Source organism: Zavarzinella sp. (assembly GCA_041399155.1).
Lineage (GTDB): Bacteria > Planctomycetota > Planctomycetia > Gemmatales > Gemmataceae > JAWKTI01.
On record JAWKTI010000002.1, the window covers coordinates 990,192 to 1,003,489 of the forward strand.

A 13,298-nucleotide genomic window follows, 5' to 3' on the forward strand; every position below is an offset into this window, starting at 1 on the left:
TTTACCTTGATTGCGAGATTGAAGCGCTTCAATTCGGCCGCCCACCGAAATGGGCGGAAACGAATCTGGAGTTCTGATGTTGACCCTGTAGGCGATAGTGCTTCAATTCGGCCGCCCACCGAAATGGGCGGAAACCCTGCAATGCACCCGCGACATCGAAGAACTGAAAGACGCTTCAATTCGGCCGCCCACCGAAATGGGCGGAAACGGTGTCCTGACGCAACTGCAGATCAGTCAGGCGATCAAGCTTCAATTCGGCCGCCCACCGAAATGGGCGGAAACGGATAGAGAAACTTACGTATCGGTCCCGCTGGTCAAGCTTCAATTCGGCCGCCCACCGAAATGGGCGGAAACAAATCTGCCGTGAAAGTTAAAAGCAAGGAAAGCAGGGCTTCAATTCGGCCGCCCACCGAAATGGGCGGAAACTGTGTACAAGTTCACCGGGGCAACGAGCGAGATCGAGCTTCAATTCGGCCGCCCACCGAAATGGGCGGAAACCCAATTCCAATGGCTTGCGTCATAACCAGGATGTGCGTGCTTCAATTCGGCCGCCCACCGAAATGGGCGGAAACGCTTTTCGATTAGGGATTTGTCTGTTTATTCTAACCAGGCTTCAATTCGGCCGCCCACCGAAATGGGCGGAAACTTTGTTTCTGCATCGAGTATACTTAACGAATTTGATACGCTTCAATTCGGCCGCCCACCGAAATGGGCGGAAACTGCCTACTGGGTGGGCGAATCCCTTCCAGTCACAGACAGGCTTCAATTCGGCCGCCCACCGAAATGGGCGGAAACAATTCACTATCGCGGGCAAGTGCCTTAAAGCCAATGCGGCTTCAATTCGGCCGCCCACCGAAATGGGCGGAAACTTGCATCGTGGAAGCGGACGTTCTCGCACGGTGGGTGGGTGCTTCAATTCGGCCGCCCACCGAAATGGGCGGAAACAGTATCGGACTGGATGGAACGAGCTGGGCAAAAGGCAGGCTTCAATTCGGCCGCCCACCGAAATGGGCGGAAACCTTGTTTGGCTTTGGCTACAAGGGGAAAACGCCCCAGGCTTCAATTCGGCCGCCCACCGAAATGGGCGGAAACAAGAGCGTGGCGAATTTGAAACCGATTGGGTAGCAATCGCTTCAATTCGGCCGCCCACCGAAATGGGCGGAAACGCGTAATAATCCTGGCCCACCGGTGCCGTTATACCAGAGCTTCAATTCGGCCGCCCACCGAAATGGGCGGAAACATCGACGCTGAAATTACCGAGATCATGGGCACTGCGGCTTCAATTCGGCCGCCCACCGAAATGGGCGGAAACACCCTAATCGACAAGATCCGAACACGGTTTAATTGGGACGCTTCAATTCGGCCGCCCACCGAAATGGGCGGAAACCGTAAAGCTCCGTCGTCAATTCCGCCGACCTATTCAGCTTCAATTCGGCCGCCCACCGAAATGGGCGGAAACAAAACTCCTCCAAATCCTCCGGTGTGTACGCTTGTCTGCTTCAATTCGGCCGCCCACCGAAATGGGCGGAAACCTGTTTGCGATTACGATGATTGCGACTGGGAGACGGTAGCTTCAATTCGGCCGCCCACCGAAATGGGCGGAAACAAAAATAATTGGCAATGATCATTGGGCTAACGATTAGGCTTCAATTCGGCCGCCCACCGAAATGGGCGGAAACTTCGCTGATGATTGGAAAAAGTCAGCAGGTTATTGTTCGCTTCAATTCGGCCGCCCACCGAAATGGGCGGAAACGCCCTGGACTGGTAGTGCCGTTTTCGCTGGCAACGTGGCTTCAATTCGGCCGCCCACCGAAATGGGCGGAAACCCAACGAAAGAAAGTGCGCTGAAAGAAGATCTCATCGCTTCAATTCGGCCGCCCACCGAAATGGGCGGAAACCACGTTCAAACCTGTATTGTATCGCAGCAGATTTAGCACGCTTCAATTCGGCCGCCCACCGAAATGGGCGGAAACTTTCTATACGGTCGATATCAGCAGGCCATTTCTGGTCGCTTCAATTCGGCCGCCCACCGAAATGGGCGGAAACTGGGATGCGGAACAAGGGCGGCATTGAGCAGGATCTGCTTCAATTCGGCCGCCCACCGAAATGGGCGGAAACTCTTTGATGGTCACCGATCACCCCTTCTAATTTTTTGCTTCAATTCGGCCGCCCACCGAAATGGGCGGAAACAACATACAAGTGACGGACGAAAACCTAAAGGGAAACGCTTCAATTCGGCCGCCCACCGAAATGGGCGGAAACGTGGGTGATCCAGCAATCTTGGTGTCGTTTCACGGTGAGCTTCAATTCGGCCGCCCACCGAAATGGGCGGAAACGCGTTGTCACCGTCAAGTCCAATCAGACTTGTACCTGCTTCAATTCGGCCGCCCACCGAAATGGGCGGAAACTCCGCTGTTTCGGACAGATGTCTTAACTCTGGATTTTAGCTTCAATTCGGCCGCCCACCGAAATGGGCGGAAACAAAATGAACAGTCAAAATGAGCGAAAATTGGTCTTCGCTTCAATTCGGCCGCCCACCGAAATGGGCGGAAACAAAGAATCCGTCTAGGCTGTACCCCAGGTTCATGTAGCTTCAATTCGGCCGCCCACCGAAATGGGCGGAAACAGTCACGCTCGTCATCGTTTATTGTGTGAATATCCACTGTGCTTCAATTCGGCCGCCCACCGAAATGGGCGGAAACGAGAATGCTATGCTGTCTGACAACCCTAATATCGGGCTTCAATTCGGCCGCCCACCGAAATGGGCGGAAACGCACCATGCTTCGTGGGGAATCGCGGGAGGTGGACTCGCTTCAATTCGGCCGCCCACCGAAATGGGCGGAAACTGCCTGCCTTCGGATTGCCTTCCTGCGGGGCAAGAGCTTCAATTCGGCCGCCCACCGAAATGGGCGGAAACCTGTTGTAGTAAATCCCACCATGCCACAACTGCACAGCTTCAATTCGGCCGCCCACCGAAATGGGCGGAAACCCCGGGATTGGTGCAGTAAAAATTTCTTGGGACGATTTGACGCTTCAATTCGGCCGCCCACCGAAATGGGCGGAAACGCAAGATTACATTACCTGAAATGTCGTATGTGATTTCGCTTCAATTCGGCCGCCCACCGAAATGGGCGGAAACGTGTCACCGCCACGGGAAGATCTGGCTTGTCGCGTCCGAGCTTCAATTCGGCCGCCCACCGAAATGGGCGGAAACTACCGTCCCTGCCGACGATGAAGACTTCGAAGAGGGAGCTTCAATTCGGCCGCCCACCGAAATGGGCGGAAACGATTTTGTTCATTGTTGGCATGTCGCCACGCATTACCAGGCTTCAATTCGGCCGCCCACCGAAATGGGCGGAAACATTGAACGGCTGAAAGAATTGATCGCACATATTCGGGCGGCTTCAATTCGGCCGCCCACCGAAATGGGCGGAAACAGTCACCGAAGCTGGATCGAATCCGTGGGTGACCCTGCTTCAATTCGGCCGCCCACCGAAATGGGCGGAAACAATTGCAAGTTCGTGCATTGCAAGGCTGGTTTCTGCGTGCTTCAATTCGGCCGCCCACCGAAATGGGCGGAAACGCCGTACTGCCTACGCGGTCTACGATGCCAATTTATCAAGCTTCAATTCGGCCGCCCACCGAAATGGGCGGAAACTGTAACTCCCATCGTCGCGTTCTCCCCACCGTAGGGAGCTTCAATTCGGCCGCCCACCGAAATGGGCGGAAACCGCGTTGCTCTGCCTGAAATCCCCAGGGGCCGTGGCTGCTTCAATTCGGCCGCCCACCGAATGGGCGGAAACCCTGGTTTGAGCGAACGCAGAACCGGGCAGGCGGTAGGCTTCCAATTCGGCCGCCCACCGAAATGGGCGGAAACGACTTTTGTTCTGGTTCAGTATTCCCATTGACCGTGCTTCAATTCGGCCGCCCACCGAAATGGGCGGAAACATGGCGTTCGAAGCATGGCGGTTGAATCAGCCTGAGGCTTCAATTCGGCCGCCCACCGAAATGGGCGGAAACCAAAAGTGGCTGCATCGCTCGGTATGGTGCCGCTTGCTTCAATTCGGCCGCCCACCGAAATGGGCGGAAACCCTACATTGGAGTGAACTCAGCGGGCGTGATCGGAAAGCTTCAATTCGGCCGCCCACCGAAATGGGCGGAAACGGGTCGATCATGTGGTGAACATCCCACGCCCACCACTGCTTCAATTCGGCCGCCCACCGAAATGGGCGGAAACGGTGTCTCTGATTTTCCGAATTGCCGCACAGTAGTGGCTTCAATTCGGCCGCCCACCGAAATGGGCGGAAACGCCAGTCGCGTTTGCCAATTTCGCCACTACCCCGTGCTTCAATTCGGCCGCCCACCGAAATGGGCGGAAACCCCGTATATAGCGATCTGCGATGAGATTCACGCTTGGGCTTCAATTCGGCCGCCCACCGAAATGGGCGGAAACCATCAGCAACCCGCACAACCCCCCAGCGATCAGGCCAAGCTTCAATTCGGCCGCCCACCGAAATGGGCGGAAACTTGAGCAGTACGAGATAGCAAACCCTTCCGACTAACGCTTCAATTCGGCCGCCCACCGAAATGGGCGGAAACAACTATAAACCCTTCATCGTCGTCTACACCTGTAGCTATAGCTTCAATTCGGCCGCCCACCGAAATGGGCGGAAACTAGATACGCTAGAAAGATAGGGCAGGTAGTAGCAAAAGCTTCAATTCGGCCGCCCACCGAAATGGGCGGAAACTCGATCAGTCTAAAGGAATTGGCAGCCCACTGCGAGGCTTCAATTCGGCCGCCCACCGAAATGGGCGGAAACAACGTCGCAGCGATGAACTTGATCGGCTCATCCAAGAGCTTCAATTCGGCCGCCCACCGAAATGGGCGGAAACCACAGAAAATTGAGCAGGCAGACACCGCGCTTCCTGTGCTTCAATTCGGCCGCCCACCGAAATGGGCGGAAACTATGATCTGCACAAAGATGGTGGTGATACCGCAGTCGTGCTTCAATTCGGCCGCCCACCGAAATGGGCGGAAACCATCAACGGTGGCTGAAGCGGGATTGGTCGCTGCGGTTGGCTTCAATTCGGCCGCCCACCGAAATGGGCGGAAACTATCTTCTGGCCGTGTCCGATGCTCTGGAAAAGCTGGCTTCAATTCGGCCGCCCACCGAAATGGGCGGAAACGAAAAAAGTCTTGAACTCAACCCACTTCCAGGTGAACGCTTCAATTCGGCCGCCCACCGAAATGGGCGGAAACCTTGCCGCAATGTGGAGATTCGCCCACACCAAACTGAAGGCTTCAATTCGGCCGCCCACCGAAATGGGCGGAAACGGTAGTAAGGCTGGCCATCCGCATCTTTACCCACAGCGCTTCAATTCGGCCGCCCACCGAAATGGGCGGAAACACGCTTGCCAATTATGACAAGGACGCACCGGAAGCGTTGCTTCAATTCGGCCGCCCACCGAAATGGGCGGAAACGATTTTGTTTGCTTGCTCTGCCAAGTGCTCAAGCTCGCTTCAATTCGGCCGCCCACCGAAATGGGCGGAAACCACGGCTGCTGAAATCAGCTCGCACGTTTCGACGATCGCTTCAATTCGGCCGCCCACCGAAATGGGCGGAAACGCTACGCGGTGGTGGCAGTGCTGGCGACACTGACAAGCTTCAATTCGGCCGCCCACCGAAATGGGCGGAAACCACCAGGGGCGGACGTTCAAGGATCGTCTGAACTTGAAGCTTCAATTCGGCCGCCCACCGAAATGGGCGGAAACAGGTGGTCAAGTCGCCCAGATGAGTAGTTGTACCCGCTGGCTTCAATTCGGCCGCCCACCGAAATGGGCGGAAACGTGGGCAACATCTACCTGCCGATGGCCACTGGGCGTGGCTTTACCGGCCGCCCACCGAAATGGGCGGAAACCACCATTGAAAGCCTTAGATCCAGGCTGAAACAACCGGAGCTTCAATTCGGCCGCCCACCGAAATGGGCGGAAACCGGTTTGGTAGAATCCGACAACCGTGCCAACCCATTGCTTCAATTCGGCCGCCCACCGAAATGGGCGGAAACGAAGATTTCAAGAATCCTTACCTGGCGAAAATGGATGCTTCATTCGGCCGCCCACCGAAATGGGCGGAAACTTGCTCAACAAACCAGCCGCCGCCGCATCATCCATTGCTTCAATTCGGCCGCCCACCGAAATGGGCGGAAACCTGCCGAACGACCATCTGCACGTGCCGGTTCCTGCAGCTTCAATTCGGCCGCCCACCGAAATGGGCGGAAACCCCCCTTCTGGCCAACGCACCGCGACGGAGACCCCCGTGCTTCAATTCGGCCGCCCACCGAAATGGGCGGAAACATTCCGGGAAGTCCTCAGCGAGAATGTCGTTGGTCTCGCTTCAATTCGGCCGCCCACCGAAATGGGCGGAAACTGGTGGCGGCAGTGCAAATGTAATTGGCGGCGTGAAAGCTTCAATTCGGCCGCCCACCGAAATGGGCGGAAACGAACACCTAACATAACTGGAGCAGCCGGTCTCGGATGCTTCAATTCGGCCGCCCACCGAAATGGGCGGAAACTGCTTTGCCGTCGTGTTGTGCGTGTATCTGGTGTGTGCTTCAATTCGGCCGCCCACCGAAATGGGCGGAAACAATCACATGGCCACGTTGTTTGGTACCGAATCGAAAGCTTCAATTCGGCCGCCCACCGAAATGGGCGGAAACTATCCATCTGGATACAAAATAATGGAAGGATGGCATAGCTTCAATTCGGCCGCCCACCGAAATGGGCGGAAACCAGTCAGCAACGAATCGAAAAATTTTATGTTTGACGCTTCAATTCGGCCGCCCACCGAAATGGGCGGAAACGTAGTGGCGTTACTCCGTCCGGCGTTCTGACTACTCGCTTCAATTCGGCCGCCCACCGAAATGGGCGGAAACGCGTAACTCGACCTTGCTTCGATCCGGCTGTCAGCCGGTGCTTCAATTCGGCCGCCCACCGAAATGGGCGGAAACCGAACGTAAAAAAGCCGGCGACCCGCTCAAAATTCCGGGCTTCAATTCGGCCGCCCACCGAAATGGGCGGAAACGTTGGGCAACAACAAGCCGGAAACGGTCATTTCAAACACGCTTCAATTCGGCCGCCCACCGAAATGGGCGGAAACAAGCCTGACGCAATCCGTTGCTAAAACGCTGATCCAGCGCTTCAATTCGGCCGCCCACCGAAATGGGCGGAAACATCACCCTGGGTGAGTGCTGGCCATTTGCGACCAGATTGCTTCAATTCGGCCGCCCACCGAAATGGGCGGAAACGAATTGTTGCCAATTTCGGCGAGTGCTGGAGCGGTAGTGCTTCAATTCGGCCGCCCACCGAAATGGGCGGAAACCAGGTTGCGCTGTTGGCAGGCAATGACGGCTGGCCAGCGCTTCAATTCGGCCGCCCACCGAAATGGGCGGAAACCACATTTTCCTTGTCCTGTTTCGCGTCCAATGCTTGCGCTTCAATTCGGCCGCCCACCGAAATGGGCGGAAACATGAGCGGCATAAAATTGCCGGAACACGAGAAAACACAGGCTTCAATTCGGCCGCCCACCGAAATGGGCGGAAACAATGACGGCTGGCCAGCAAAGCAAGCGGTGAAAGACAGCTTCAATTCGGCCGCCCACCGAAATGGGCGGAAACCCTGAACCGACGACGACCACTATTTTCGCAACACGCTTCAATTCGGCCGCCCACCGAAATGGGCGGAAACCAAGCATCAGGCTGAGGAAATCTACGGCACTTTGCCGCTTCAATTCGGCCGCCCACCGAAATGGGCGGAAACCATCACCAGCTTGGAGAACTTGTCGATGAGTTTGATGGGCTTCAATTCGGCCGCCCACCGAAATGGGCGGAAACCAAATGGCAAGCCAAACAACCAATAGACTTGATTCCTGCTTCAATTCGGCCGCCCACCGAAATGGGCGGAAACGAGTTTATCGGCCAGTGCTCTACCGGTGCCAGTGAGCTGCTTCAATTCGGCCGCCCACCGAAATGGGCGGAAACCGTGTTCGCCAGTTCGACCAATTGGCATATGTGATTTCCGCTTCAATTCGGCCGCCCACCGAAATGGGCGGAAACCGGTATCGGTCTGCAGCATCGCCAGCACGCACCCAATACGCTTCAATTCGGCCGCCCACCGAAATGGGCGGAAACGCAAATGAACCTGGTCAGCCTGCGGACGCTGGCGAAAGCTTCAATTCGGCCGCCCACCGAAATGGGCGGAAACAGTGCAGACGACAGCAGAACCCGCAACCCCACAGCCCACGGCTTCAATTCGGCCGCCCACCGAAATGGGCGGAAACCAAGGTCAATGAAAACACCGAGGCCGCTAAACAACGCTTCAATTCGGCCGCCCACCGAAATGGGCGGAAACGACATTTTTCGCTTCGATTTATTGGCTGTACCCAATAGGCTTCAATTCGGCCGCCCACCGAAATGGGCGGAAACCAGTCGTCAGCAACAATGGCACAGCGGTCCGGGCAGGCTTCAATTCGGCCGCCCACCGAAATGGGCGGAAACGGCGTGTCAATCACATACTCACGCGGCGGCAACTCTGGCTTCAATTCGGCCGCCCACCGAAATGGGCGGAAACACGGAGACCCCCGCAAATGCTATCCATCGAACAGGCCGCTTCAATTCGGCCGCCCACCGAAATGGGCGGAAACCCAGTTCTGCCCAAATTCACCGTAGACTTCTGACAGTGCTTCAATTCGGCCGCCCACCGAAATGGGCGGAAACAAGGTGATGCAGGCGTTTTTTCGTTCCTGGATGAATCCGCTTCAATTCGGCCGCCCACCGAAATGGGCGGAAACAAAACTACTCCAGGTCGCGAATAAAATGCCAAGATTGGCTTCAATTCGGCCGCCCACCGAAATGGGCGGAAACAATAACATTGCTGGCAGGCAATGACGGCTGTCCAGCGCTTCAATTCGGCCGCCCACCGAAATGGGCGGAAACATGCATCGGGTGGGGGCACTTCATGCCATGCTTTAGATGCTTCAATTCGGCCGCCCACCGAAATGGGCGGAAACCCTGTGGGCCGGTGATGTGTAGTCGGCTCTCCTTGTCGGCTTCAATTCGGCCGCCCACCGAAATGGGCGGAAACCACCCCAAGAATAGCCAGAAAATTGGCTGAAATGTGCGAGCTTCAATTCGGCCGCCCACCGAAATGGGCGGAAACTTGCCACCCCCCAGTGCTATCGGTGCCACTAGCGGCATGCTTCAATTCGGCCGCCCACCGAAATGGGCGGAAACGGAAGGCGGCGGCGGTGAACCAACCCCACCAGACCCAGCTTCAATTCGGCCGCCCACCGAAATGGGCGGAAACAACAAATAGACGAGAGATTTGGTCGTGAAAAAACTTGCTTCAATTCGGCCGCCCACCGAAATGGGCGGAAACGATAACCAGAATGATCGATTCAAGGTATTCCTGTCTGGCTTCAATTCGGCCGCCCACCGAAATGGGCGGAAACTATACCAATACGCAAATTACTATGAATACTACGATTTGCTTCAATTCGGCCGCCCACCGAAATGGGCGGAAACGATGCTCTATGCGAGCACATGATGGAAGTGGATGAAGCTTCAATTCGGCCGCCCACCGAAATGGGCGGAAACGACGGACAGGACTACGTAGTCAACGGGCACCACCGGCACGCTTCAATTCGGCCGCCCACCGAAATGGGCGGAAACTACCAAAAAATCGCAAGAGCCAGACATGAACCATATCGGCTTCAATTCGGCCGCCCACCGAAATGGGCGGAAACAAGTTTGGCGTTTCACAGTTGGCGGCATACCGACATTGCTTCAATTCGGCCGCCCACCGAAATGGGCGGAAACTCGTCGTAACACTTTCCGATGATTTCGTAACATTGGACCGGCTTCAATTCGGCCGCCCACCGAAATGGGCGGAAACTATGATGCAATTCTACAACCGGTTTCCGGACCGGGTGCTTCAATTCGGCCGCCCACCGAAATGGGCGGAAACATCGTTTCGGTGTTACGACGATGCGGAAATGAAGGCTTCAATTCGGCCGCCCACCGAAATGGGCGGAAACCCATTTTGCAATCTACGGCGGCGGGTCGATGGATCCACGCTTCAATTCGGCCGCCCACCGAAATGGGCGGAAACGCCAACGGAAGGAACGGGAACGACAACAGGAAAAGGACGGCTTCAATTCGGCCGCCCACCGAAATGGGCGGAAACATTGAATCCCACGGCTATTGCAATATTGCAATATAACGCTTCAATTCGGCCGCCCACCGAAATGGGCGGAAACCAGTTTTTGCACGTAATTCTGGTGTACGTGGGCATTCTGCTTCAATTCGGCCGCCCACCGAAATGGGCGGAAACAATACAGAACGTCTGTATTCTGTTTAGACAATACATGGGGGCTTCAATTCGGCCGCCCACCGAAATGGGCGGAAACCCACCAGACCCAGAAAGCCCACCAACCCCACCATAGGAGCTTCAATTCGGCCGCCCACCGAAATGGGCGGAAACAACACAATCGACAATACAATATACGCAGTAAAGCGGCTTCAATTCGGCCGCCCACCGAAATGGGCGGAAACCTTCTTTGTTGGCTCTTCGGTAATTTTCATCTTCTTAATGCTTCAATTCGGCCGCCCACCGAAATGGGCGGAAACCCAAACGCTTCTTTGTGAGAGACTGGACTGAAGCACAAACGCTTCAATTCGGCCGCCCACCGAAATGGGCGGAAACGGCATGGCTTGAAGTCCTCAAAAGTCTGATCGAAAGGCTTCAATTCGGCCGCCCACCGAAATGGGCGGAAACCGGTTGTTTCGATGAATCCTTAGCACGTGCTAAGGATTGCTTCAATTCGGCCGCCCACCGAAATGGGCGGAAACGTGCAAAAGATTGTGCTGAACACCTGGAGAGGACAACAAGCTTCAATTCGGCCGCCCACCGAAATGGGCGGAAACCGGTAGCATCATTAAAGTGGTACGATCCGGAAAGAACAGCTTCAATTCGGCCGCCCACCGAAATGGGCGGAAACGAGGCAAGGCCGTGCCAGACAGAATCGAGCAAAGAGGGCTTCAATTCGGCCGCCCACCGAAATGGGCGGAAACTTTACGTTGAAACCGATAGCGTTAGAACAGGACATATAGCTTCAATTCGGCCGCCCACCGAAATGGGCGGAAACGCCCGATCGGTCTGGAGCCCATACGAATACAGTGATGGCGCTTCAATTCGGCCGCCCACCGAAATGGGCGGAAACGCAGAATATCCATGCTCGAACTTTCGGCAAACTTCGCGCTTCAATTCGGCCGCCCACCGAAATGGGCGGAAACCGCTTGTGCGAAATTGATGGTTGCTTCTTCGGTTTTACCGCTTCAATTCGGCCGCCCACCGAAATGGGCGGAAACTGAACGCAGCACCCGCTGTTAAGAGGATTGGGCGATTGCTTCAATTCGGCCGCCCACCGAAATGGGCGGAAACCAGCCCACACCGCAAAACTGCCCATGTATCGATTGAAGGCTTCAATTCGGCCGCCCACCGAAATGGGCGGAAACGGAAACCATATAAGAAGAGAGTGAAAGTATGACCTACGCTTCAATTCGGCCGCCCACCGAAATGGGCGGAAACCTCGCTGCGCGGGTTGGACCTAACAGCAGTTCTCACCTGGCTTCAATTCGGCCGCCCACCGAAATGGGCGGAAACGCTGGCCAACGGTACGGTGGGCTTTAACGGTAAGCAGCTTCAATTCGGCCGCCCACCGAAATGGGCGGAAACGTGGAAACAGTTCTGGTACCGCTGCTGTCACCGTGAGAGCTTCAATTCGGCCGCCCACCGAAATGGGCGGAAACTTTGTGTCGGGCTTGGCTTCCGGTTTTGGCGTTTTGAGCTTCAATTCGGCCGCCCACCGAAATGGGCGGAAACCTTGTTGTTTCCAACCCGTGTCAGCCGAACCTGAACAGGGCTTCAATTCGGCCGCCCACCGAAATGGGCGGAAACGATGACCAACTGAAAGCAGTTGAGGCCATCATCAACGGCTTCAATTCGGCCGCCCACCGAAATGGGCGGAAACATTCAATGGCGAATATTTCCCAAAGTGGTGTTCGTGGCTTCAATTCGGCCGCCCACCGAAATGGGCGGAAACCCCGATCACGCGAAACACAAACCAAAATGAGGATAATGGCTTCAATTCGGCCGCCCACCGAAATGGGCGGAAACCACCACTCAAACTTGCCTTCCAATCGCTTAACACGATGCTTCAATTCGGCCGCCCACCGAAATGGGCGGAAACTATGAATGTGCCGATGCTCTCATTCTCAACGTGGGAAGCTTCAATTCGGCCGCCCACCGAAATGGGCGGAAACTTTGAAGTGAACGATTGGAAAAGTGGTTGAGCGAAGCTTCAATTCGGCCGCCCACCGAAATGGGCGGAAACAAAGCCACTTGGTGCATGGTGGGTTCGGTTCTATTATGCTTCAATTCGGCCGCCCACCGAAATGGGCGGAAACTGGCAACTACCGAAATGGCGTTAAGTGGGATTCTATCCGCTTCAATTCGGCCGCCCACCGAAATGGGCGGAAACCTTTTCCCAAGAACTTACGAAGGATCGCTCCAACGAATTGCTTCAATTCGGCCGCCCACCGAAATGGGCGGAAACGCCATCGGTCAGCCGGACAAGGTTTCCGTTGTCCTCGCTTCAATTCGGCCGCCCACCGAAATGGGCGGAAACGGCAACACAGACGATTTATTTGCGTGTCTACAGCGAGCTTCAATTCGGCCGCCCACCGAAATGGGCGGAAACGCGGAAGATGCTGATGTGACGCTTTCGGCGACGGCTGGCTTCAATTCGGCCGCCCACCGAAATGGGCGGAAACCAAGAAACCATGAACCGCAATGCCGAAAATGCTAACGCTTCAATTCGGCCGCCCACCGAAATGGGCGGAAACCAGTGGTACTACTATTAATCACAGTTTACAGGGTAAAGCTTCAATTCGGCCGCCCACCGAAATGGGCGGAAACGAGTAATCAATATAACCTACCAATACCTGAATATATAGCTTCAATTCGGCCGCCCACCGAAATGGGCGGAAACTCCTTCTGTTAAATCGCCATTAGGTCTAGGTGGTAAATGCTTCAATTCGGCCGCCCACCGAAATGGGCGGAAACATGGTTTATTGTCTCTGGTAGTCTGACCATAGATAATGTGCTTCAATTCGGCCGCCCACCGAAATGGGCGGAAACGATTGAAATCATCCCTGCAAAAAACGGGAACGCCTACCGCTTC

At 55.6% G+C, this 13,298-nt stretch carries 1 CRISPR repeat array (only partly in view).

Annotation, left to right across the window (positions count from 1 at the left end):
• A CRISPR array of direct repeats spans window positions 1–13,255; the repeat unit is 36 nt; unit sequence GCTTCAATTCGGCCGCCCACCGAAATGGGCGGAAAC; it begins 1,654 nt to the left of the window's first position.
• The last annotated feature ends 43 nt before the right edge of the window (window positions 13,256–13,298 follow it).